Raw genomic sequence first — 23,685 nt, 5'->3', positions numbered from 1 at the left:
ACGATTCTAATATATAAATCAGCTTCTATTTTACCTCATTATAATGGTCGTCCCAATTCTTTACTTTGGGCTTTCCTAGCTTTCCGACAGATTTTGCTACCATCATGGCTACTGTGGCATCACCTGTAACGTTGACTACGGTTCTACACATATCCAACGGTCTATCGACGGCAAAAATCAAAGCCAGTCCAATGGCCAGTTTATCCTGAGGAAAGCCAATGGACTCCAAAACAATCACTAACATGACCATTCCTGCTCCCGGTACGGCAGCCGAGCCGATGGATGCCAGAAGAGCAGTGAGCACGATAGTCAATTGGTTGGCAATAGTAAGGTCGAAAGCAAGTGCCTGAGCTATAAATACGGCAGCCACCCCTTGATACAGACTTGTACCGTCCATATTAATTGTGGCGCCAACGGGTAAGACAAAACTTGAAACTTCCTTATCCACACCAATATGCTCCTCTACCCTTTCCATCGTTACAGGTAAAGTAGCCGCACTGGAACTTGTTGAGAATGCAAGTAATTGCGCCGGACTCATTTTACTTAGAAAGGTCAAGGGGTTATACCTGGTAAAGGTTGATACGACAATGGAATAAAAGACGATCATCAAGGCCAAACCTAGGACAACAACGCCAGCATATTTTAACAGTGCCAATAATAATTCAGGATCGCTCGAGGAAACTACTACACCTGCCAAGAGTGCAAATACGGCGTATGGGGCGGAGAGCATTATTAAATCCACCATTTTCAATACGATATCGTTTAATGAATCAAAGAACTTTTTCATGGGTTTCGCTGATTTCTCACCCACCAATAACATCGAAATCCCTAAAAATATGGCGAAGAAGATTACCTGTAGCATTAAACTGTTGTTGGTCATGGCAGATAATGCATTATCTGGAACCATATCTTCCAAAAATTGAAGTGGACCAGCTCCTTTTTGTCTAGAAGCCTCTTCCATTTTGGATGTTACACCACTATCACCGGCGTATGTATCCGTCAACTTGGTAATTGTTTCCTCAGAAATACCTTCTCCTGGTTGCATGATATTGACCAAAACCAAACCTATGGTTATAGCCACAACCGTCGTGCATATATAAATAACAATAGTACGAAGCCCTATATTTCGGAATTTGGAAATGTCCTTTAAATCGGAAATACCCTTTATCAAAGAAGCTAAAATAAGGGGTATAGCAATTAATTTTAAAAGTTTTACAAAGATGGTTCCGAAGGGCTGAATCCAATCCCCAACAAAATCTTTACCCCAATCTACTTGGGTCATCAAAAAACCAAAAAGAATGCCTAAAAGCATTCCTATCAGTATTTGCCAATGCAATTCAAGTTTACGCATATTGCTATTCTTTTGGGTCAAGATACCAAATAGAATGCAGACACGCTACACCGTAAAGATTAAATTTTATTTGTCCTTGAAAGTAACATATAGTCGGCCAATACCAAGGCTGTCATGGCTTCAACAATGGGTACGGCCCTAGGAACAACACAGGGGTCATGTCTACCTTTTCCCTGGGTTACGACCTTGTTACCTTCTTTATCTATAGTTTCATAGCCTTGTATTACCGTGGCTACCGGTTTAAACGCCACATTGAAATAGATATCCATGCCATTACTAATACCTCCCTGTACACCTCCACTATGATTGCTCTTTGTGGAACCGTCAGAGTTAAACGGGTCGTTATGTTCACTTCCCTTCATGGCTACACCTTCAAAACCACTACCATATTCAAATCCTTTTACAGCGTTTATGGAGAGCATTGCTTTACCCAGTTCGGCATGAAGTTTATCAAAAACAGGTTCCCCTAATCCCACTGGAACATTTTTAGCTACACACGTGATTACACCACCAATGGTATCTCCATCTTTTTTAACTCCTTTTATGAACTTCTCCATTTTGGAGGCCATTTCCTGATCCGGACATCGAACTATATTATCCTCGGCAGTTTTTAGGTCCAATTGTAAATAACTCTTTTCCAACTTTAAATCTCCAACCTGGGAAACAAATGCGTTTATTTCAATACCTTCTAAAAATTGCTTGGCAATAGCACCGGCCACTACCCTACTAGCTGTTTCACGTGCCGAGCTTCTTCCTCCCCCTCTATAATCCCGGAAACCATACTTTTGATCATAGACATAATCGGCATGGGAAGGTCTATAGGAATCCTTTATATGGCCATAATCCTTTGACTTTTGATTGGTATTGTGAATAGCAAAACCAATAGGAGTCCCCGTAGTTTTACCCTCGAAAACACCAGAATATATTTCCACAGCATCAGGTTCCTTTCGTTGTGTAACAATGGTGGACTGTCCAGGTTTTCTTCTGTCCAAGTCTTTTTGTATTAAATCCGTATCCAAAGGTATACCCGCGGGACAACCATCTAAAACACCTCCAATAGCCCGTCCATGGGATTCACCAAACGTTGTTACCCTAAATAAGTTTCCAAAGGAATTTCCTGCCATGACCGTTATTGAAAATTGATAACTACAAAGGTAAATTTTAAAAGCATTAAAGAAAAATATACCCTCTACTTAAACTTAAATTAACCTTGTGAAATCATCATAATGTTTTTTTAACGTTATGCTTAATAATTGATGATGTGATAATTAAGGCTGCTTTATACCATTAGGTTTAATTTTGTTGAAATTTCTGGAATGAAAAAGAGAAAGTTGGAAATCGCCGTAATTTCCGATGTTCATTTAGGGACTTATGATAGTTATGCAGATGAACTATTGGCCTATTTATCCAGCATACAGCCTAAAATACTGATTTTGAATGGCGATATCGTAGATATATGGCAATTTAAAAAGAGTTATTTCCCTAATTCACATCTAAACGTAATCAAGAAAATAGTTTCCATGGCTTCAAAGGGTACGGAAGTGCATTACATTATGGGAAATCATGATCAGGCACCGAAGACATTGGCGAATATCTCCTTGGGCAACATTAAGTTTTCTAGAAAGCTGGTGCTCGACCTAAATGGTAAAAAGGCCTGGTTTTTTCACGGTGATGTCTTCGATATTCCGTGGATTAACTGCAAATGGATGGCAAAATTTGGAAACCTTGGTTTTAGTTTGCTGATAAACCTTAACAAGTTAAACAATTGGTTTCTTAAAAGACTGAAAAAGGAAAAGTTTTCCTTAGCTTCCAAAATAAAGGAGAACGCTAAAAAGTCGGATAAGTATATTTCCAGTTTTGAAGAAACGGTAGTAGATACGGCTATACATAATAGATACGATTATGTAGTCTGTGGACACATTCACCGGCCTAAAAAAGAAAATATTGAAAAATCCGATGCTATGGTTACCTATCTCAATTCCGGTGATTGGGTTGAAAACCTAACGGCACTAGAGTATTCTTTAAAACGTTGGAAACTGTATCAGTATAAAAATGATAAATTATCCCCATTTTATATGGACGAGGCCTTGAAGGAGATGAATATAAATCAGCTCATTGCCTCCATTGCCGAGAAGAATTCTAAAAAGAAGGATATCCCCTTTTAAATCGACCTTATTTCAACGCTTTTTTCAAGATACTTACGGGGTGTTGCGCAATCCTTTTGGTTCCATCGAAGATTTGATGTCGGCAACTCGTACCATTAGCCGCTATTACAGTTTCCGGATTGGCATTGGAAATCGCCGGAAAAAGTTTTAGGGCACCTACCTTCATACTTATTACGTAGTGTTCTTTTTCGTAACCAAAGGAACCTGCCATACCACAACAACCTGATGGAATTATAGTGACCTTATAATTTGTTGGAAGATTCAACACATCAAAGGTTACTTTTTGGTTGCTTAAGGCTTTTTGGTGACAGTGATTATGAATTTTTATGTCTAGCCTTTCATCGGTAAATAAATTGGATTCTAAATTTCCCTCCTGTATTTCCTTTGCCAAGAATTCCTCTATTAAATACGCATTTTCAGCAATACGGTTCGCGACTTCACTATTGTTAGAAAGACGCTTGTATTCATCCCTAAAAGACAATACAGCAGATGGTTCCAGACCAAGCACAGGCCATCCTTTCTCCGCATAATCCAATAAAGCAAGGGTATTCTTTTCCACCAAAGCCTTAGCCTGCTTCAAAAAACCCTTGGATAAAAATGTTCTGCCACTTTCGGCATAGAAAAGCTCCACTTCATATCCCAAACTAACCAAGAGTTTAATGGCATCCTTACCCACCTCAACATCTAAATACCTGGTAAATTCATCAATATACAATACCACCTTTTCTTTAGATATAGCGTGTTGTTTTTTAATATCTTGGAGGTATTTATTGAAATCAACACTATAAACTTTTGGTAAGTTCCTTTCGGGCGCTACACCCGCCGATTTTTTTAAAAGCCCTCCTAGTAATTTGGAATCGTACACGGCATTCGTTAGTCCGGATAATTTACTTCCCAATTTATTAAGGTTCGTGTTATATGCGAACAATTTTCCTCGCAGTGGATAGCCATTCGTTTCTTGATACTGATACAGAAATTCGGCCTTTAAGGTAGCGACATCTACATTACTAGGACATTCACTGGCACAAGCTTTGCAACTTAAACATAGGTCAAAAACCTCCTTAAGTTCCTTGCTATCAAAGGCGTTGGACTTCTCTGAATTTGTCAAAAACTCTCGTAAGGCATTGGCCCTACCCCTCGTGGTATCCTTTTCATTTTTAGTGACGTGATAACTAGGACACATACCGCCTTTCATATGGTGGGTCTTCCGGCAATCCCCGCTTCCATTACATTTTTCTGCAGCCTTTAATATACCTTCACTATCAGAAAAATCCATTAAAGTGGGTACATCTGGCTCATTTCGGTCTATTTCATATCGAAAGGATTCATCCATGGGATAAGCATCCACAATCTTACCTGGGTTGAAAATGTTATTGGGGTCAAAATAGGTTTTAATGCGTTTTAACAATTCGTAATTCTTGTCGCCAATCATTAGAGGCAAAAACTCAGCCCTTACAATACCATCCCCATGCTCACCACTAAAGGAGCCCTTGAACTTCTTGGTAAGTTTTGCAACGTCCGTAGTTATGTTTCTGAACAAACCTACATCGGTAGACTTTTTAAGATTAAGTATGGGCCTTAAGTGAAGTTCCCCCGCTCCCGCATGGGCATAGTAGACAGCACTTTGACCGTACCCCTTCATAATTTGGGTAAATTCTCCAATAAAATCCCTTAAATCCTCCACCGCTACAGCGGTGTCCTCAATGCAGGCCACAGCCTTCATATCCCCAACGATATTCCCTAAAAGACCTAACCCGGCCTTACGTAATTCAATCGCCTTGTTGATATTATCACCTATTAAAACTGGATTAGCATAGCTAAGTCCGGACTTTTCAATGGTTGCCAAAAGTTTTTTTACCTCAACATCCAATGCCTGCTCATCATCAGCGCTCACCTGAAGCATTAATAAAGCTGCTGGGTCTCCTTCCACAAAGAATCGGTTAGCCAATTGCGCCCTGTTGTTCTTGGTACAATCCAAAATAACCTTATCCATCATCTCACAGAGATAAAGCGAATGCTCCATAACGGGAACAACATCCATAAGGCAATCCTCCAAAGTATGGTAATGTGTAACCACCATTGCGGAAAGCCTTGGAGGCAAGTCATCCAATTGCAATGTTAACTCCGTCGTAAAAGCCAAGGTACCCTCACTACCGCAGAGCAGTTTCCCTAGATTTAAAGTATGTTCATCACCTCCAAAAACTTCGGATTTTAAAAGTTCGTCTACCGCATACCCCGTATTTCTCCTATGAATGGAGGATTTAGGAAACTCTCTTATAATTTCTTCACGTATCTTGCTGTTATTTAATTCTTTAAAAACATTTTTATAAACTAAAGATTCAAATGATTCCAACGACTTCTTTTGCGCTATTTCTGAGGAAGAAAGTCCACTGAATTCAGCTTCGCTTCCATCCGACAAAATGGTTTTCATGGAAACCACCTTGTCCCGTGTTACCCCATATTGAATGGAAGTGGTTCCTGAGGAATTGTTACCGACCATTCCACCAAGCATACACCTATTGGAGGTGGATGTGTTTGGCCCAAAGAAAAGACCAAATGGTTTTAAATAAAGATTGAGTTCATCCCGAATTACCCCTGGTTGTACCGTAACCTGTTTCTTTTCTTTATCCAAATGAAGAATTTCCGTAAAATGCCTAGAGACGTCCACCACAATGCCCTCACCCACACATTGCCCGGCAAGTGAAGTTCCTGCAGTTCTTGGAATGAGACCAATTTTATGCGTATTGGCAAAGGAAATAAGGGTTTTAATGTCCTCCTTGGTCTCCGGAAAAGCTACCGCCAAGGGAATTTTTCGATACACGGAGGCATCCGTGGCATACAAGGATTTGTAAAGCTTATCTATTCGCAGTTCCCCCTGTAAATTCTTTTCTAAATGAGATAATAATAAATTCAAGGTAGCACAATTTTGATCGCTAAATTAAGTTTTATTGTGTGAGCAACATAACCATGATTGTTGCTTTTTGTTAATAATTTAAAACTAGAATATATGAAGATTTTAAAATTTTTATCTCTGATTATTTTTATGGGTACAATTTCCATGAGCGGACAGGAGATATCCGACCATGCCTTAGGTTTGCGTTTGGGTGACAGTGATGGATTTGGAGCTGAAATTTCTTACCAAAAATCCATTGGAAGAACCAATAGGGCAGAATTTGACCTGGGTTGGAGGGATAGTAGAAATTATGATGCCTTTAAACTAGCTGGACTTTATCAATGGGTAAGACCTATAGATGGCGGTTTTAACTGGTATTACGGTGTAGGTGGAGGAGTTGGCAGTGTAGATTTTAGTCCAGGAATACCAGATTATGAGGGCGATGGCGGCCTATTTGTTTTTGCAGCCGGAGATATTGGTGTAGAATACAATTTTGACATTCCCCTATTGCTGTCCTTGGATTTTAGACCTGAAATTGGAGTACTAGGATATGATGGATTTAATGATAATTTTGACTTTGATATAGGATTAGGGGTTAGGTATCAGTTCTAAGTAATTGAAAAGCAACCCAAAGAAAACCAAAGCCCTTCAGCATTTTGTTGAAGGGCTTTTTTTATCCTGTTATATAATATAATTACCTTTGCACTTCATTAAAAAGAAAACATGAGAAATTCACTATTGCTTTTACTTGGGTTAATACTAATCTTTAGCTGTAATCCATCATCGGATGGGTACACCATTAATGGTTCCCTTAGAGGAGATTTAGAAGACGGCACTCAAGTTTTTCTTAAAAAAATAGGAGACAACAATCAACCTATAGAAGTGGACACGACTACCGTTACCGAAGGTAATTTTGAGTTTACCGGAGCTTCAGAAAAGCCTGAGCTTCATTATATATTTGTAGACAAGGCACAAGGGTATACTGCTATTATTCTTGAAAATGGGGGTATAGATTTCAATGCCTCCATTGATAGTCTCGGATTTGCCGAAATCGGAGGAACGCCTCAAAATGACTACTTCTCCAACTATATGGAAGAGTCCAGAAAGATTTCGCTTCAAGCGAAGTCGATTCAAGAGGATTTACAACGTGCGACGACCTCTGGTGGTTCTCCAGAGAATATTGCAGCTTTGCAAGACGAAATGAGGGAACTTACCGAAGAGTATCAAGGTTTCGAAGTAAAATTTGTTGAGGAGAACCCCAATGCACTTATATCGGCCTTGCTTTTGGAAAGAGCGGCCAACACTAAAACTTTGGAATCTGAAGAAATCCAAAGATTGTACGATGCTTTCTCCCCTGAGATAAAAGAATCCAAACCAGGACAGCAGGTTATTGAAACGCTGGAGCGTTTAAAGAAAGCTGAAGAAGCAGAAAAGAATACTTCAATAGGATCTGCCGCTCCAAATTTTTCGGGACCAAATCCAGAAGGTGAGACCTTAGAGCTAAAAAATTTAATGGGAAAAGCCACTTTAATAGACTTTTGGGCCGCATGGTGCAGACCCTGCCGTGCCGAGAACCCCAATATTGTCTCCGTTTATGAAAAGTACCACGATAAAGGTTTAAATGTAGTGGGCGTATCTTTGGATAAAACCGCAGAAGCTTGGAAAAAGGCCATTGCCGATGACAACCTGGATTGGAACCATATTTCTAACATAGCTTATTTTGAGGATGAAATAGCAAGGCTTTACAATGTTGACGCAATACCTGCAGCCTTCTTATTGGATGAAAACGGGGTCATAGTGGCCAAGAACTTAAGAGGTCCTGCTTTGGAAGAGAAAGTGGCGGAGCTATTAAACTAAGACCGCATTTGCTAGAATAAAAAAGCACGAACGGATAAACCGTTCGTGCTTTTTTTATTTGAGTAGGCTTTTTAAAAAATTATTGAAATTTATTCCTAACATCCCTAAAAGTTCCACTGACATTTGTATCACCATTCCTTATTACTCTTCCAAAGATATTAGCTACGGAATTCTCTCCAATAAATTCAATTGTAGCGCCATCGTTTAAGACTAAATCTCCATAGATTGTAAGATTACCTTCTACTCGTAACTTGGCTCCATTATTTACATTTACGTTTCTCTTCCTGTTATTACGTCCTACGACAAATGTTCCGTTCATCTCAAAAAGCGCATCTTGGTTAATATTGACATTTTCTTTTACTGTCCATGATCCGCAAAGTAATAGTGAACCACCTATATTCAGACTATTAAACCTTTTAGAACCACGAAAAGATAGGTTTTCACCCCCATTCACATTGAGGTTAGCACTTCCAGAATAGGCTATCAAATCGGAGCAACGAGCTACTAAACTCTCATCAGGCCTATTCAGTTTTATAATCTGTAAACCCTCTAAACCAGAGGCCGCAAAAATATAATCGTCTTTGGAAGCTACAAAGTTAATAGATCCTTCTAGTTGAATTATTCCTACCAAGCTGGTATCAGCAGAGGTATCCTTATTTTCGGATAGGCACAGACCTGCTCCACCATTGGCCATCAACAATACATCTTCATTGGTTGCAACCGCATTGGTTACAACATCGCTATCGTCAACGGTCTCAGGATCTAATAAAATGGGTATATATTCAACAAAGCTTCCATTGCTACCATTGTAAACTCCAGCCCCTTTAGACCCTTCAGAAACTATAATATTTTCTCCGTAAAAATCCAATGTACGCTTCGTATTGACTCCAAAATCGGAATCAATAGCGATATCCTTAATTGTATTTAAACTTTGATCTAGAATTGAAACTCCGGCACTGGCATCCAGTACGGCAATATTAGATTCATTCGCCGCAACCGCTCTTAAATCTAAATAGGGAGCCTCAACAATAGTTGATAAATCCGATTTATTGTAAACCCTAACAAATCCTTCTTGTCCACTCGTAACAATTACTTTATTGGCAACTACTTCTACATCCGTTGCATTGTACCCTTCCTGAAAGCCGTAGGTTATTCCTGAGTCCAGGTCAAACCTTCCATTGTAAACCATTATCTTGGCCACAAAGGAGTTTGCAGTCGCGGTCACCGAAAGTTCAGAATCTACACCACCTGCTAAATACACATAACCATTATCATATGCAATTGCATTGATATCGGCATTGGTATAATATAATCGCGAAGTTACTCTCGGGTTTGTTGGATTCTTAACATTAACAATATCTACAGCGCCAACAAAGTTGGCATCTACAGTGTTATAGGACACATAGGCATAGTCACCATCAACCACAACATGCGAGGCAGTCAAATTCTGTCCTCCTTGAAACGAAGGAACATCTACTTGAGCGACCAAAGTTAAGGGGTAATCACCTGCAGGTTGAACTTTGGAACTAGAAGCAAATTTACCTGTGATAGTAGCTTCATCCAAAATATCCAGAACACCGGCTTCATCGTAAACTATGCTACTCTCCAAAATATTTTCGTTAGACTCCAATCTAAGGTTATTGTTGTTATTGGGATCTTCGTAAACGGTTGTTTCATCGCTACAGGAAAAAAACAAAGTAAACGTAGCGGCTGCCAACAAGGGGAATCTTCTCATAATTGAAATAAGATTTGGTTTTTATTTAGTCCATCAAGAACGAACCAAACCCCCTCGTCTTATAATAGTAAGCTGTTATTCGATGAAATGCACAAAAAACAATACCAATAATTATATTTTGTAAGAATAGTATTACTTAATTCAATTTTCCCAGTTTAGCCAACACAAAAAGAAGGATAATCGGTAATGCCAAAAGGATTACCATTAACGTATCGGTCGCAAGAAGACTAGGCATAAATAATAATGTAGTGAGATAACCTCCTACCGCTCCACCAAAATGTGCTGTATGACCAATATTTCCCAAACGACTTTTCATACCATATATAGAATATAAGAGGTAGCCAATACCTAAAATATACGCCGGTATAGGAACGGGAATAAACATTAAATACAAACTATCATTAGGTTGTAGTAGAATAGCCGCATACAAGATACCAGTAACGGCCCCACTGGCCCCTACAGCACTGTAGTAGGGTTCGTCCTTGTGAAAAAATAAGGCCAAAAGACTACCTGCTAACAGACTTATGAAATAAATAATAATGAACTTCCCTTGTCCAAACCAGTTGATGACCACATTGGCGAAGAAATACAAAGTGAACATATTAAAGAATAAATGGGCAATATCAACATGCAAAAAACCTGAGGTCAGCATTCTTTCCTTTTGTCCACTTTTAATTGCACCGATACTAAATTTATATCTGTCAAAAAAGTAACTATCATTAAAGCCCTTAAGAGAAACAATAATATTTGCGGCCAGAATGGCAATTGTGGCGATGTCCAAGTTGTACATGTAGTTACATTATTAAGGTTTCAAATATAGCTATATTTGCCCATTAAAACCCAAGGCATGCAACTACTGGTTTTTATTTTAGTGTATCCATTTTTATGGATTATTTCCATTTTACCACATCGAATTTTTTATGGATTTTCCGATTTTGTATTCTTTTTGGTCTATAAGGTAATAGGATACAGAAGAAAAGTAGTACAGGAAAATTTGAATCTTGTTTTTCCTGAAAAGACCGCCATTGAAATCCAAAGAATTGAAAAGGATTTTTACAGGCATATGTGCGATATGTTCCTTGAAATGGTAAAAACCATGAATTTGAACAAGGATCAAATTAAACAGAAGTATAATGTCCTTAATATCGAGGTCATAAAAGAAATTGAAAAAAAGCGGAGTATTCTTGTAGTTTGCTCCCACTATGCCAATTGGGAATGGAACGTAAGTATGAACAATTATGTCAACTCCAAAGGGTATGCCGTGTACCAAAAGATTGGAAATACATATTTTGATCGCTTTATAAAAAGTGTCAGAGAGCGATGGAACACCACCTTAATTACACAGCAACAAACAGTAAAAACGGTAGTTAGGGATAAACGAGATGGTGTTATTGGCATATTTGGTATGGTTAGCGACCAATCTCCTATGGTACAAAAAGCGCAATATTGGTCAGAGTTTATGGGTGTTAAGGTGCCTATTTTCAATGGAGCAGAAACCATGGCAAGAAAGTTGGGCTTGGCCGTTGTTTTCTTGAAAGTTAGTAAGGTGAAACGCGGGTATTATCAAGCGAAATTTATAACCATTACCGAAAATGGAAAGGATACGGAAGAAAATGAAATTACCGAAGCTTTTCTTAGGCTGACCGAACAACAGATCAAAGAAAAACCAGAACATTATCTATGGACACATAAAAGGTGGAAACATAGGGACAAAACTCCGGCCCACTTTGCAAAGACTTCTTCTTACAGAAAATAGTCATAACTCTTCCCCATCATAAAAATTATTACTTTATCAAGTTTTATCAATATTTTAGTTGATATAATCAAGAGTAATGGAATTTTTAGAAACTTTATATAATGAAATTGTTGGATTTCTAGGTATTTCACAAGCATGGGAAATAATCAAAACTGGTGACTTTAGTTCTTTTAGAACCTTTGATGGTGTTAAAAGTCTCATCTACCCCATCATCCCGTTACTATTATTACTGGAATTAATACTGGGATTCATCTATAAAAAACCCCAGACTAAAGTTTATAAAGTAAATTTTTTAATTTATATCTTCAACAGGTTTGTGGGAAGGTTCATTGCCATTGCCATGGTCACTTTATGTATTGGCTGGTTTCAACCGCTAGCCATATTCCAAACAGGCCCCACTTGGTATTGGTTTATATATGCTTATATCATCTGGGAATTTGGCCATTTCATTTACCATTACCTGGGTCATAAGGTCAGGCTTTTTTGGTGTTTACATGCCACACATCATACTCCTGAGGATATGAATCTCTCCGTTACCTATGCGCATTTTTTTCTGGAAGCCCCATATGCTGACACCATAAGAACCACGGTTTGTTTACTACTGGGCGTAGAACCAGCTATGTTATTTTTAATCATGTTCATAGACGGAACCTATGGTGCCTTTATACACGTTGGGGAAAATATGGTCAAAGACGCACGATTCGGATTCTTAAATAAAATAATGCTAACTCCCTCACATCATAGGGTTCATCATGCCAGAAATCCGCTTTACATAGACACTAACTTCTGTAATCTATTGAATATTTGGGACCGGGTTTTTGGCACCTACCAAGAAGAACAACCAAAAATAAAGCCTGAATACGGTATCACCCGTAAAATAAACAGTGGTAACTTTATCGATGTATACTTTGGTGAAATTATTGCCTTGGGTAAAGATGTAATCAGTGCACCCGGAATTAAAAACAAGCTTTCCTATATATTTATGCCCCCTGGATGGAGTCATACAGGGGAGCATAAAACTTCTAAAATTGTAAGGTCCCAATACTTAACCAGCAGATCAACTTAAATCCCTGCTATTTTCATTATTTCACCAATAATTCGGTCGGCCAATGCATCCGCTTCTGTTTGACTCTTGGCTTCTGTATAGATTCTGATAATCGGCTCCGTATTCGATTTTCTTAAATGCACCCAATTATCTGGAAAATCTATTTTTACACCATCAATGATTGAAATCTCTTCATCCTTATATTTTTCCGCCATCGATTTTAAAATGGCATCTACGTCCAATTCCGGGGTCAACTGGATTTTCTTTTTGCTCATAAAATAGCTTGGGTAACTTGCTCGTAACTGAGCAACGGTCCCACCCTTTTCCGCCATTAACATAAGAAAGAGTGCAGTTCCAACGAGTGCATCCCTACCGTAATGGCTTTCGGGGTAAATAATACCTCCATTACCTTCTCCACCTATAATCGCTTTGTTTTCCTTCATTTTAGTGACCACATTCACCTCACCAACCGCAGCAGCTTCATAGGTGCCACTGTGTTTTTTGGTAATATCCCTTAATGCCCTGGATGATGAAAGGTTAGAAACCGTGTTTCCCTTTGTTTTACCCAAGACATAATCAGCACAGGCTACAAGCGTGTATTCCTCACCAAACATTTCACCATCATTACTTATAAAGGCAAGACGATCTACATCGGGGTCTACAACAATACCAAAATCGGCCTCTTCCTCAACCACCAATTTACAGATATCCGAAAGATGCTCTTTTAAGGGTTCCGGGTTATGCGGGAAGTGTCCGGTTGGGTCGCAATATAACTTTACAACTTCCACACCCAACTCATTTAACAGTTTGGGGATGGCGATACCTCCTGTTGAATTAACACCGTCTACCACAACCTTGAACTTTGCTTTTTTAATGGTATCTGCATTCACCAACGAAAGGTTTAGGACTTCATCAATATGTATATCGATATAGCTGTCGTTTTTATTTATTTCCCCTAAATGGTCCACCTCGGAGAAATTGAAATCTTCTTTTTCCGCTATTTCCAAGATTTTAGCTCCCTGAGCCGCATCCAAGAACTCCCCGCGCTCGTTCAACAACTTTAGGGCATTCCATTGTTTGGGGTTATGACTTGCTGTAAGAATAATGCCGCCGTCTACTTTTTCCAACGGAACAGCAATCTCAACGGTTGGTGTTGTAGATAAATCCAAATCAATAATATCAATTCCTAAACCTACCAAGGTAGAAACCACTAAGTTTTGAATCATTTCACCAGAAAGTCTGGCATCACGTCCAATCACCACCTTCAGTTTCTCCTTTTTGGAATACTCCTTTAACCATATACCATAGGACGCTGCAAATTTGACCGCATCTATAGGTGTAAGGTTATCTCCCGGTTTACCTCCAATTGTTCCACGTATTCCTGAAATTGATTTTATTAGTGTCATAAAGTGAATTAGGTTTTTTGCAAATATAAAGCTATAGGGTTACTTGTAAGTTCTTCAATTCGTAAATTCGACTTTTACAACACAAAAGAAGGTCAATGAACTTTTTAGCCCATATTTATCTTTCATTTGACGATAAGGAAATCACTATTGGCAATTTTATAGCCGATAGTATTCGTGGAAATAAGTTCCAACACCTGCCCCATCGAATTCAGCAAGGTATTTTTCTGCATCGATTTATAGATACCTATACGGATTCCCACAAAATTCCAAAGAAAAGTAGTAAACGTTTACATAAAAACTATAGTCACTACAGTCGTGTTATTGTGGATATTTTCTATGACCATTTTTTAGCCAAAAACTGGTCGGATTATTCAGACGTACCTCTTGACAATTATGCGAATAATTTTTACGACAACTTAGAAGATCATTATAAATTTCTTCCTGATGGCACAAAACGTATGATGCCCTATATGATTTCTGACAATTGGTTGCTAAACTATGCCAATATGGAGGGCATAGCCAAAGTTTTGAACGGCATGAACAGAAGAACACAGAACAAGTCCAAGATGAACTTTGCCATCGTGGATTTAGAACAGCACTATGATGATTTTGAAAAGGAGTTCACCCAGTTTTTCAAGGAATTAATTATCTTTTCCAAACAAAAATATAACACACTAAAACCTATTGAGAACCAACCCTAATTGAATTATAAATGAAAAAATTTACCTTCCTTTTTTTATCCCTCATACTATTTATTAATTGCAAAAAAGCACCAGTACCACCTACAGGGTTAGTCACTGAAAAAGCCATGGTGGTATCCGCCAGGGAAGAGGCCTCCAAAATTGGCGTTGAAATCATGAAAAAAGGTGGAAATGCCTTTGATGCTATGGTTGCCACTGAAATGGCCTTGGTCGTAGTTTATCCTTTTGCAGGAAATCTCGGTGGAGGTGGATTTATGGTATATAGAAAAGCAGATGGCGATGTGGGATCTTTGGATTATCGGGAAAAGGCCCCTTTGGCAGGTCATAAAGACATGTATCTGGATTCGTTGGGTAACGTTATCCCAGGTAAAAGCACAATTGGAGCCACGGCTGTAGGAGTTCCGGGTACAGTAGCCGGAATCATTGAGGTTCACAAAAAATTTGGCTCTCTTCCATTAGAGGAAATCTTTAAACCCGTAATAGCGTTGGCCGAGCAAGGTGTACCGGTTACCGCCAATCAGGAAAGAAGATTGGCAAGTCAGCGTGAAAAATTTATCGAGGTTAACGGTGATAGTACCAAGTTTGCCACAGCTTTTAAGGAAGGAGATATTATAAAATACCCAGCTTTAGCGAACACCATGCGTAAGATTGCAGAACATGGAAGGGATGGGTTTTATAAAGGGGAAACTGCTCAAAAGTTAGCAGCATTTATTCAGAAAAATGGGGGATACATTACGGAAGAAGATCTGGAAAAGTATCAAGCTGTATGGAGGCAACCCATTATTTTTAAATATAAAGATTTGAGGATTATATCTATGAGTCCACCAAGTAGCGGTGGGGTTACTATAAATCAAATATTTAAGATGATAGAGCCTTATAATGTGGCGGATTTTGGCCATAACTCGCCCAAGACCATACAATTATTTACCGAGGCAGCACGGAGGGCCTATGCAGACAGAAACTATTATTTGGGAGATCCGGATTTTGTAAATATTCCCTTGGATGTACTTCTAAGTAATACATACTTAGAAAATAGAATGGAAAATTTCTCCTTTGACAAAGCCACTAAGTCCTCCGAAGTGGAACGTGGAAATGTTCAAATTGTGGAAAGTATGGAGACTACACACTATTCTATTGTGGATGCGGAAGGTAATGCGGTTTCCGTGACCACAACCTTGAATGGCGCCTATGGATCAAAGTTATATTCCGACGAACTCGGTTTTTTCCTAAATAACGAGATGGACGATTTTAGTGCCAAAGCTGGGGTTCCCAATATGTTTGGTTTAATTGGAGCCGAAGCAAACAGCATAGCTGCTGAAAAAAGAATGTTGAGCAGCATGACGCCGACCATAGTAGAGAAAAATGGAAAGTTGTGGTTGGTAGTCGGTACACCCGGAGGGTCTACTATTATCACGGCGGTAGCACAAACTATTTTAAACACCTATGAATTCGATATGAGTATGCAGGAAGCGGTCAACGCTCCTCGTTTTCACCATCAATGGCTGCCCGATATGGTTATTTTTGAACCTGAAGGATTTCCAGAAACCTTGAAAGATGAAATGAAATCGAAGGGTTATATTATAAATGAGGAAAGAACACCAATTATTGGTAAAGTGGACGCCATTAAGGTTCTACCAAATGGTAAACTGGAAGGGGGAGCCGATAAACGTGGGGATGATGCAGCCGTTGGTTTTTAATGCGATGAATTTGTTGTATTTTATTTTTCTTAAAAAAAATTATGCTAAAAAAACTTCTTAAAATTATAGGAATTTTACTTCTTATTTTGGTCGTTGGCTTTGGCCTTATCTTTGCCATCTACAATGAACCATTGCCCGAAGGAAGATCAGGACCTGAAGCAGATGCCTTGGCACAAAAAATGCTGAACTCATTGAATTATGAAAAATATAAGAATACCCGTTTTATAGAATGGTCTTTTAGAAACGCGTCCCATTTTTACCAGTGGGACAGGGCAAATGCTAAAGTGGAGGTTCAATGGGATGAGTATAGGGTAAACCTTGATCTTATCGCACCTTTTTCCAGCATTGGTTATAAGAATGGTAAGCGGCTAAATGCGAACGAAAATAAAGATGTTGTAGAAGATGCCATTGACTTTTACAACAATGATTCCTTTTGGTTGGTCGCTCCGTACAAAGTGTTCGATTCCGGTACAAAGCGTGAGATAGTGACTCTAGAAGATGGCTCAGATGGTTTGTTGGTCACCTTTTCCAGTGGAGGGTCCACCCCGGGCGATTCATATTTATGGATACTTCAGCCCAGCGGCTTTCCAAAAAGTTTTAAAATTTGGGCAAAAATAATACCTATTGGCGGTGTAGAGGCCACTTGGGATGAATGGCTAGTAACCGATAGTGGTGCATTTCTTCCAAAATCCCATGAAATGGGACCATTAGAGTTCTCCATGGGAGATGTTAAAGGCTACAATCATTAGCATATTATAACCTTAAGAATTATGGAAGTAACACTTTTAACAAAAAATGAAATTACCGAAGACTTACAAAATCAACTTTCACAACTTTATCTACAGCTCAATGCCGAACTAAAACAACTCCCTCTGAAAAAAATTCTTGAAGAAAAAGATTATGTTGATATCGCAGTCTGTTATGAGGATAATCAATTAATAGGGATTGCCATGATGGCCAATTACAAAGTGGTTTCGGGTTATAAGGGCATGATTGAGGATGTGATAGTTTCCGAAAATTATCGAGGACGGGGAATCGGTAGAAAACTCATGGAAGTATTGTTGCAACAAGCCGAAAAAAGAAAACTGAATGATATTTTACTGTTTAGCGGACACCATAGGACTGCCGCCATCAATCTCTATAAAAGCTTGGGGTTTAGCTTAAAAAGCAGTGGGCTATATATAAAAAAACAAAACTGAGCATTACACTTTTTTAACGTGTTGTAGTTGATTTTTAAGTTCCTCCATGGACTCTTGAAGTTGCCGTAACAAACCATTATCCGTTGTAGCATCCACATTGAAAGTTATTTTACTACTTACTTCCCAAATTTCCTGTATTAAAAAGGGTTTGACTTCATAAGGTGGATAGGTTTCGTTTAATGAAACCAAAGTTATATTATTGGAATTCGGTCTTTTTTCAATCTTTTTCACCATTACAGAATCCTGCAGGACCACAACGTACATTTTGTTCGCACTTACGTGGTCTACGTGCTCAATGGCCCGAGCCAACACCCATTCGCCCGGTTGTAAATTGGGCAGCATACTATCCCCTTCTACCTGAAACCCCCTATAGGTTGCATTTCTAAATTCCGGAATGGGGAGGTCAAAAGCAGGTAATTGTTTGTACCAACTTGTATCGGAAATATTCTGGGGATAGCCCGCAGCTGCCTTGGCATTGACCAAAACCATGTTATCTCGGTCCGCACTATCTACGGTCACTACTTTAGGGATTACACTTGTTTGTGAGGTTTCCAAATATTGATTATCGCTTTCCCCAAACAACCATAACGGATTTATCTTGAATTGTTTTAAAAGTTCGGAAACCACCTTACCCGATAATTTGGTGCGGCCGCGTTCTATATCCGCCGTGGTATTTTTTACACCGAGAAGATCCGCAAATTCGGCCTGGGTGTACCCTAATTCCCTGCGAACATCTGTAAATCTTTTTATTGTAAGCTCGTTTTCCATATCCTTTTATCTGTCTGGTCGAGCGCAGTCGAGACCTAATTCATCCTATTTAACCTCTCGACTGCGCTCGAGGAGACAAAATTCTTTGATTCCCTTCAAATATACTAAATATGGATTATTTCCAAAATAAAATATGGATTATTTCCAAAATTAGGAATATATCCATATTTTTGGAATTATTACAATAACCGATGAACTTCGAGCGAATTAAAGAAAAACTGAATATACTAGCGGATGCGGCCAAGTATGATGTTTCGTGTTCCAGTAGTGGCAGTAACCGCACAAATAAGAATAAAGGTATAGGTGACAGTACGGGCATCGGTATCTGCCATAGTTATACCGAGGATGGCAGGTGTGTATCACTGTTAAAAATACTATTGACGAACCACTGCATATTTGATTGTGCGTATTGTGTGACCAGAAAGAGTAACGATGTAAAACGGGCGGCTTTCAAGATTCAGGAGGTGGTGGATTTGACCATCAATTTTTATAGACGAAATTATATCGAAGGGCTATTTCTGAGTTCCGGTATTTTTAAAAGTCCGGATTATACCATGGAACGACTTATCACTGTCGCCAAAAAGTTAAGAGAAGATGAAAACTTCAATGGTTATATTCATTTGAAGTCTATTCCCGGAGCAAGTGACGAATTAATGTATGAGGCCGGATTATATGCGGACCGATTATCGGTAAACATAGAAATCCCCACTATTTCCGGCCTTAAACTATTGGCTCCTGATAAAAAGCACGAAGATTTTTTAAAACCCATGCTTAAGGTGAAGAATGAAATCGTGCGTTACAAGTCCGAGAAGAAAATAATCCGCAGCACTCCAAAATATGCCCCAGCAGGACAAAGCACTCAAATGATTGTGGGTGCTACAGGTGAATCGGATAAGGACATTATGTATTCCGCAACGCACTTTTACAAGAACTATAACATGAAACGGGTCTATTACTCAGGTTATATTCCTGTTGCGGATGACAAAAGATTGCCGGACATTGGTTCTCAAGTGCCTATGCTTAGGGAAAACAGATTATATCAAACCGATTGGTTATTAAGGTTTTATGGGTTTTCAGTAAATGAATTATTGAACGATGCATACCCTAACCTAGATATAGAGGTTGACCCCAAACTAAGCTGGGCCCTGCGCAACCTGAATCATTTTCCCGTGGATATCAATAAAGCCGACAAAAGCATGTTAGCCCGAATTCCGGGAATTGGAATGAAATCGGTTCACAAGATTATCAATGGGAGAAAATTCAGGAAATTGAACTGGGAGCATCTCAAGAAGATGGGAGTTGCACTTAACCGAGCCAAGTTTTTTATCCTTTGCGATTCGTCCAATTGGGAGCGTAGGGATTTAGATGCGGAACGCATAAAAGGAATGATTTTACAGACCTCCGTAGGAAAATTTAGAAATCAGTATAGTACTCAGCTAGCACTTTTCAATTAAATAAAAGGATATGAACAACTTAGAAAATTTTCATCCGCAGGAAAAATCGGGGTTTTTTGGACAAAGTCGGGAAACCTTACTTCACTTGGGATATAAGTATATAGCCTTTAAAAGTAAGTTGAAAAAAAGGTTGACAAAACTTAATAAATAGGAATGATGAACACTTCAAAAACATTAATTTACGACGGTAGTTTCAACGGTTTTCTAACTGCTGTTTTCATTGGGTTTGAACAGAAAATAAGTCAGGCCGATATTCAACGCAGCGGTCAGACGCAAAATGGACTGTTCGCCGAAACGGAAACTATTTTTACCAATGTTGAAAAAGCCAAACGCGTCTGGAACGGAATCCGGAACCGAAGTAACACGGCGGTGAAGAATATCTATTTTGCCTTTCTGAGCGAGAAAAAGGGTATTGAACCCCTACTCTATCACTATATCCAAAAGCTAATGGGAAGCCGGGAAAATAAGGCGTCCGACTTTTCAGATGATGCCGTGCTAAAAATAAACCAATTGGCACATAAAGTAGGTAGGGAAAAACACAGAATGGAAGCTTTTATACGTTTTCAATTGACAAAGGACGACATCTATTTTGCCACTATTGAGCCCGACTTTGATGTGCTTCCCTTAATTTCAAAACACTTTCGTTCCCGCTATGCGGACCAACAATGGATTATCTATGATGTAAAACGCAAGTATGGGTTATATTATGACCTGCAGGGTGTAGAACTTATTTCCTTGGACCTGCAAGACATTCATGTGAACAGCATAAATAAGAACGATGCTTTCACCAATGAAGAATATGAATATCAGGGTTTATGGAACAATTATTTCCAGAGCACCAACATTAAATCCCGTATCAATAAAAAGCTGCATACCCAGCATGTCCCCAAACGGTACTGGAAATACCTTAGTGAAAAGAAGGAGGCGGTGTAATTTTACATTTTTTTATTCAGTTGTGCATGAATTTGAGTTGATTTAAAACAAGAAAATATTTTATAAAATTCGGGGTTCTCGTTCATAATACCCTGGGTTGAAAGCTCAATACAACTCATTATTCGTATTTTGATTTTACCATGAAAGTAAGTATTGCTGAATTGAATCTGGACCCTTTTTGTAAATATCAAGAAGTTCCAGTACTTTTAGAAAACAGTTACAATCTAACAGAATGAACAAATTAAAGTGGTTAGTGGTCCTTGTCATATTGGCGGCTGCTTGTAAAGAGAACACCAAAGAAAAAGAAACTGCCATTACCGATAGCCCGCCTACTCAACTAAAAGCCCTGATTCTGGATGGGCAAAACAACCATTATGTCTGGCCCAAGACTACGATGATGATGAAAGATTATTTGGAGGAAACCGAGCTTTTCGAAGTAGATATCCATAGAATGGATTCCGTTTGGCTCGGAATAAAATACAACGAATCACGACCTGAACCTTACACCTCATTCATTGAAAAATACCCTTTGGACTCAACAAAGTACGGTATTTCTACCGAGCCCATTGAAACATCCAGATTTGATATAAATTTTGACCAATACGACGTTATTATATCAAATCTAGGAGCATCTTCTGCGATGTGGCCCGAGTCGACCAAAAAGGATTTTGAGAATTATATGGCAAACGGTGGAGGCTTTGTAGTAGTGCACGCCGCAAACAATCCTTGGGGTGAATGGGAAGAATATAATAAAATGATTGCCTTAGGCGCCTGGGGAGGTCGGGACGAAAGTACCGGACCGTATGTGTATTACAACGATGCCGGTGAATTGATTATAGACGATTCGGAGGGTGTTTGTGGATCTCATGGACCTGAATATGAGTTTGAGCTCACCACGAGGGCGCCCGAGCACCCCATAATGAAAGGGTTACCAAGCAAATGGCTACACACCCAGGATGAACTGTATGAACGTATGCGAGGTCCTTTTGAGAATGCCACAATTCTTGCGACCGCCTATGCGGATGTGGAAAAGAATGCGCCTCCCTGGAATCCAGAAGTAAAAGGTCTTGGACAACATGTTCCACAGTTGATGGCCATTGAGTATGGCGATGGACGTGTTTTTCATACCACGTTGGGACATTTTGATTATTCCATGGAAGGTGTAGGGTTTATCACCACGTTTCAAAGAGGTGCCGAATGGGCAGCTACGGGTAATGTAACACAATCGGTTCCTACGGACTTTCCGAAAGAGAAAGTAACATCGTCCCGTAAATGGAACGATTAAAATGATTTTTGAAAAAAAACTCAACTTTTAGGGTTGGTTTGCACAGCCTTCCCTCCTCCGGGTATCGATTAAATAAATAATCTTCCACTGACCTTCCTGTTTAAATAATTGAAAGGAATTTACGCCACAGTGACTGAATGTATTATTCAACCAAAACTCATATGGAGTCCATGCATTGGCCATTGGCCCATCAACCTGTATGGAGTAATCCAACAATTTTTCTTCGAATTTTATGGAATCCGGAATGCTTGTTATGGCATGAATCAAGTCATTAAAATTCTCTTGTCGTAATACTTGCTGCCTCTGTTTGTTAGCACCAATAGTCTGTAGCACCACATTTTTACTCACCACACTTGTCATCCCAACTGAATCTTGGGCGTGAAAAGATGAAAAAAAAGAGTTGATGGTATTCTTAATTTCCGTTTCTTCCTCCGATTGCCCTATCAAACCAAGTGAAATAAAGAGACAGCCGAGTATTAACAATTGTTTCAATACGATAAATATTTAAGATTGTTTAAAAATAATGATTATGCCCGATAGTTTGTTGAAATAGATCAAATCTTGCCAAAAGCGATATTTCATCAAAACTCATTACTTTTGCTCAGATTAAAAACGAATGTATGTCCACTGCTAAAAAAGAATATAAAAGAGTAACTGTAAAGTCTCTAGTTGAAATGAAAAGCAACGGTGAGAAAATATCCATGCTTACGGCCTATGACTATTCTATGGCAAAAATCGTAGATGCTGCACAAGTGGATGTAATTTTAGTTGGGGATTCCGCAAGTAATGTAATGGCCGGTCATGAGACTACCTTGCCCATTACACTAGACCAAATGATTTATCATGCTTCCTCAGTAATTAGAGCGGTAGAAAGAGCCTTAGTTGTAGTTGATTTACCATTTGGCAGCTATCAAAGTGACCCTAAGGAAGCCCTTAGGTCCGCCATTAGAATAATGAAGGAAAGCGGCGCACATGCGGTTAAAGTTGAAGGCGGCCTAGAAATCAAGGATTCCGTTAAACGAATACTCGCTGCCGGTATTCCGGTTATGGGGCACTTAGGCCTAACTCCGCAATCCATTTATAAATTCGGAACTTATACAGTAAGGGCAAAAGAAGAAGAGGAAGCTCAAAAATTACTGGAAGATGCGGCAATGCTAGAAAAACTAGGATGCTTTGGAATTGTTCTCGAGAAAATACCCGCTGAGCTCACTAAAAAAGTATCAGAAAAATTAACAATACCTACGATTGGTATCGGTGGAGGTAAGCATGCAGATGGCCAAGTATTAGTTGTGCATGATCTTTTAGGAATGACACATGAGTTTAATCCAAGATTCTTAAGAAGGTACATGAACCTGTACGAAGAAATGGGAAGTGCTATTTCCAATTATGTAAAGGATGTAAAAAGTATGGATTTTCCCAATGACGAGGAACAATACTAAT

Annotated in this window: 21 protein-coding genes; 13 read left to right on the top strand and 8 right to left on the bottom strand. The window is 39.0% G+C overall.

All coding sequences use genetic code 11. The features are described 5' to 3' along the window. Positions 1-25: 25 nt before the first annotated feature. A complete protein-coding gene (locus tag PP182_RS06810; protein ID WP_272650595.1) occupies positions 26-1,351 on the bottom strand; it encodes a dicarboxylate/amino acid:cation symporter in 1,326 nt (441 codons plus the stop codon). Positions 1,352-1,410: 59 nt separating this feature from the next. Next, a complete protein-coding gene (gene aroC, locus PP182_RS06805) occupies positions 1,411-2,475 on the bottom strand; it encodes a chorismate synthase (protein ID WP_272650594.1) in 1,065 nt (354 codons plus the stop codon). A 192-nt stretch (positions 2,476-2,667) separates the two neighbouring features. Between aroC and PP182_RS06800 the strand changes: the two genes are divergently transcribed. After that, positions 2,668-3,516, top strand: a complete 849-nt coding sequence (locus tag PP182_RS06800; RefSeq protein ID WP_272650593.1) for a UDP-2,3-diacylglucosamine diphosphatase — start codon at positions 2,668-2,670, stop codon at positions 3,514-3,516. Positions 3,517-3,523: 7 nt separating this feature from the next. On the opposite strand, the gene PP182_RS06795 is transcribed toward PP182_RS06800, so the two are convergent. Further along, positions 3,524-6,430 (bottom strand): FAD-binding and (Fe-S)-binding domain-containing protein, encoded by a 2,907-nt coding sequence (locus PP182_RS06795; RefSeq protein ID WP_272650592.1) that lies wholly within the window; start codon positions 6,428-6,430, stop codon positions 3,524-3,526. Between the two features lie 93 nt (positions 6,431-6,523). Between PP182_RS06795 and PP182_RS06790 the strand changes: the two genes are divergently transcribed. After that, positions 6,524-7,021 (top strand): hypothetical protein, encoded by a 498-nt coding sequence (locus tag PP182_RS06790; protein WP_272650591.1) that lies wholly within the window; start codon positions 6,524-6,526, stop codon positions 7,019-7,021. Positions 7,022-7,132: 111 nt separating this feature from the next. Continuing rightward, complete coding sequence (locus PP182_RS06785) at positions 7,133-8,266, top strand: TlpA disulfide reductase family protein (protein WP_272650590.1); 1,134 nt, start codon at positions 7,133-7,135, stop codon at positions 8,264-8,266. Positions 8,267-8,345: 79 nt separating this feature from the next. Here PP182_RS06785 and PP182_RS06780 read toward each other — a convergent pair whose 3' ends face one another. Continuing rightward, positions 8,346-10,001: a hypothetical protein gene (locus PP182_RS06780; protein ID WP_272650589.1), complete on the bottom strand. Its 1,656-nt coding sequence runs from the start codon at positions 9,999-10,001 to the stop codon at positions 8,346-8,348. A gap of 136 nt (positions 10,002-10,137) precedes the next feature. Further along, positions 10,138-10,791 (bottom strand): rhomboid family intramembrane serine protease, encoded by a 654-nt coding sequence (locus tag PP182_RS06775; protein ID WP_272650588.1) that lies wholly within the window; start codon positions 10,789-10,791, stop codon positions 10,138-10,140. A gap of 57 nt (positions 10,792-10,848) precedes the next feature. Between PP182_RS06775 and PP182_RS06770 the strand changes: the two genes are divergently transcribed. Next, positions 10,849-11,757 carry a lysophospholipid acyltransferase family protein gene (locus tag PP182_RS06770; protein ID WP_272650587.1) on the top strand — a complete coding sequence of 303 codons (909 nt, stop codon included), beginning with the start codon at positions 10,849-10,851 and terminating at the stop codon, positions 11,755-11,757. Positions 11,758-11,833: 76 nt separating this feature from the next. Beyond that, positions 11,834-12,823 (top strand): sterol desaturase family protein, encoded by a 990-nt coding sequence (locus PP182_RS06765; protein ID WP_272650586.1) that lies wholly within the window; start codon positions 11,834-11,836, stop codon positions 12,821-12,823. On the opposite strand, the gene glmM is transcribed toward PP182_RS06765, so the two are convergent. Continuing rightward, positions 12,820-14,208: a phosphoglucosamine mutase gene (glmM, locus tag PP182_RS06760; RefSeq protein WP_272650585.1), complete on the bottom strand. Its 1,389-nt coding sequence runs from the start codon at positions 14,206-14,208 to the stop codon at positions 12,820-12,822. The two genes, PP182_RS06765 and glmM, sit on opposite strands and share 4 nt — an antisense overlap. 95 nt (positions 14,209-14,303) lie before the next feature. Between glmM and PP182_RS06755 the strand changes: the two genes are divergently transcribed. Genes PP182_RS06755 through PP182_RS06740 form a run of 4 tightly spaced genes read left to right on the top strand, consistent with a single transcriptional unit; the run spans position 14,304 to position 17,805 of the window. Beyond that, entirely contained in the window at positions 14,304-14,909 is a 606-nt protein-coding gene (locus PP182_RS06755; RefSeq protein ID WP_272650584.1) for an acyl carrier protein phosphodiesterase, read from the top strand. 11 nt (positions 14,910-14,920) lie between these two features. Further along, a complete protein-coding gene (ggt, locus tag PP182_RS06750) occupies positions 14,921-16,606 on the top strand; it encodes a gamma-glutamyltransferase (protein ID WP_272650583.1) in 1,686 nt (561 codons plus the stop codon). 41 nt (positions 16,607-16,647) lie between these two features. Next, positions 16,648-17,355, top strand: a complete 708-nt coding sequence (locus PP182_RS06745) for a hypothetical protein (RefSeq protein WP_272650582.1) — start codon at positions 16,648-16,650, stop codon at positions 17,353-17,355. A gap of 21 nt (positions 17,356-17,376) precedes the next feature. Further along, complete coding sequence (locus PP182_RS06740) at positions 17,377-17,805, top strand: GNAT family N-acetyltransferase (protein ID WP_272650581.1); 429 nt, start codon at positions 17,377-17,379, stop codon at positions 17,803-17,805. A 3-nt stretch (positions 17,806-17,808) separates the two neighbouring features. Here PP182_RS06740 and PP182_RS06735 read toward each other — a convergent pair whose 3' ends face one another. Next, on the bottom strand, positions 17,809-18,573 hold the full coding sequence (locus tag PP182_RS06735; RefSeq protein WP_272650580.1) for an XRE family transcriptional regulator: 765 nt from the start codon (positions 18,571-18,573) through the stop codon (positions 17,809-17,811). Between the two features lie 191 nt (positions 18,574-18,764). On the opposite strand from PP182_RS06735, the gene PP182_RS06730 reads away from it, so the two are divergent. The 3 genes from PP182_RS06730 to PP182_RS06720 all read left to right on the top strand — a co-directional run bounded on the left by PP182_RS06730 (position 18,765) and on the right by PP182_RS06720 (position 22,245). Then, entirely contained in the window at positions 18,765-20,027 is a 1,263-nt protein-coding gene (locus PP182_RS06730; RefSeq protein WP_272650579.1) for a putative DNA modification/repair radical SAM protein, read from the top strand. A gap of 153 nt (positions 20,028-20,180) precedes the next feature. Continuing rightward, entirely contained in the window at positions 20,181-20,960 is a 780-nt protein-coding gene (locus PP182_RS06725) for a TIGR03915 family putative DNA repair protein (protein WP_330097980.1), read from the top strand. Positions 20,961-21,192: 232 nt separating this feature from the next. After that, positions 21,193-22,245 (top strand): ThuA domain-containing protein, encoded by a 1,053-nt coding sequence (locus PP182_RS06720; protein ID WP_272650578.1) that lies wholly within the window; start codon positions 21,193-21,195, stop codon positions 22,243-22,245. Positions 22,246-22,272: 27 nt separating this feature from the next. Here PP182_RS06720 and PP182_RS06715 read toward each other — a convergent pair whose 3' ends face one another. Further along, positions 22,273-22,737, bottom strand: a complete 465-nt coding sequence (locus tag PP182_RS06715; RefSeq protein ID WP_330097979.1) for a nuclear transport factor 2 family protein — start codon at positions 22,735-22,737, stop codon at positions 22,273-22,275. A gap of 128 nt (positions 22,738-22,865) precedes the next feature. Between PP182_RS06715 and panB the strand changes: the two genes are divergently transcribed. Next, positions 22,866-23,684 (top strand): 3-methyl-2-oxobutanoate hydroxymethyltransferase, encoded by an 819-nt coding sequence (panB, locus tag PP182_RS06710; protein ID WP_272650577.1) that lies wholly within the window; start codon positions 22,866-22,868, stop codon positions 23,682-23,684. Position 23,685 lies beyond the last annotated feature (1 nt).

The organism is Maribacter sp. PR1, assembly GCF_028464145.1.
GTDB lineage: Bacteria > Bacteroidota > Bacteroidia > Flavobacteriales > Flavobacteriaceae > Maribacter.
This window is presented reverse-complemented; position numbering and strand designations above follow the sequence as displayed.

Excerpts from the sequence above, each read along its gene's own strand:
- PP182_RS06810 (WP_272650595.1), bottom strand. The coding sequence starts at position 1,351 with ATGCGTAAACTTGAATTGCATTGGCAAATACTGATAGGAATGCTTTTA.
- aroC (WP_272650594.1), bottom strand. The coding sequence starts at position 2,475 with ATGGCAGGAAATTCCTTTGGAAACTTATTTAGGGTAACAACGTTTGGT.
- PP182_RS06800 (WP_272650593.1), top strand. The coding sequence starts at position 2,668 with ATGAAAAAGAGAAAGTTGGAAATCGCCGTAATTTCCGATGTTCATTTA.
- PP182_RS06790 (WP_272650591.1), top strand. The coding sequence starts at position 6,524 with ATGAAGATTTTAAAATTTTTATCTCTGATTATTTTTATGGGTACAATT.
- PP182_RS06785 (WP_272650590.1), top strand. The coding sequence starts at position 7,133 with ATGAGAAATTCACTATTGCTTTTACTTGGGTTAATACTAATCTTTAGC.
- PP182_RS06780 (WP_272650589.1), bottom strand. The coding sequence starts at position 10,001 with ATGAGAAGATTCCCCTTGTTGGCAGCCGCTACGTTTACTTTGTTTTTT.
- PP182_RS06775 (WP_272650588.1), bottom strand. The coding sequence starts at position 10,791 with ATGTACAACTTGGACATCGCCACAATTGCCATTCTGGCCGCAAATATT.
- PP182_RS06770 (WP_272650587.1), top strand. The coding sequence starts at position 10,849 with ATGCAACTACTGGTTTTTATTTTAGTGTATCCATTTTTATGGATTATT.
- PP182_RS06765 (WP_272650586.1), top strand. The coding sequence starts at position 11,834 with ATGGAATTTTTAGAAACTTTATATAATGAAATTGTTGGATTTCTAGGT.
- glmM (WP_272650585.1), bottom strand. The coding sequence starts at position 14,208 with ATGACACTAATAAAATCAATTTCAGGAATACGTGGAACAATTGGAGGT.
- PP182_RS06755 (WP_272650584.1), top strand. The coding sequence starts at position 14,304 with ATGAACTTTTTAGCCCATATTTATCTTTCATTTGACGATAAGGAAATC.
- ggt (WP_272650583.1), top strand. The coding sequence starts at position 14,921 with ATGAAAAAATTTACCTTCCTTTTTTTATCCCTCATACTATTTATTAAT.
- PP182_RS06745 (WP_272650582.1), top strand. The coding sequence starts at position 16,648 with ATGCTAAAAAAACTTCTTAAAATTATAGGAATTTTACTTCTTATTTTG.
- PP182_RS06740 (WP_272650581.1), top strand. The coding sequence starts at position 17,377 with ATGGAAGTAACACTTTTAACAAAAAATGAAATTACCGAAGACTTACAA.
- PP182_RS06735 (WP_272650580.1), bottom strand. The coding sequence starts at position 18,573 with ATGGAAAACGAGCTTACAATAAAAAGATTTACAGATGTTCGCAGGGAA.
- PP182_RS06730 (WP_272650579.1), top strand. The coding sequence starts at position 18,765 with ATGAACTTCGAGCGAATTAAAGAAAAACTGAATATACTAGCGGATGCG.
- PP182_RS06725 (WP_330097980.1), top strand. The coding sequence starts at position 20,181 with ATGATGAACACTTCAAAAACATTAATTTACGACGGTAGTTTCAACGGT.
- PP182_RS06720 (WP_272650578.1), top strand. The coding sequence starts at position 21,193 with ATGAACAAATTAAAGTGGTTAGTGGTCCTTGTCATATTGGCGGCTGCT.
- panB (WP_272650577.1), top strand. The coding sequence starts at position 22,866 with ATGTCCACTGCTAAAAAAGAATATAAAAGAGTAACTGTAAAGTCTCTA.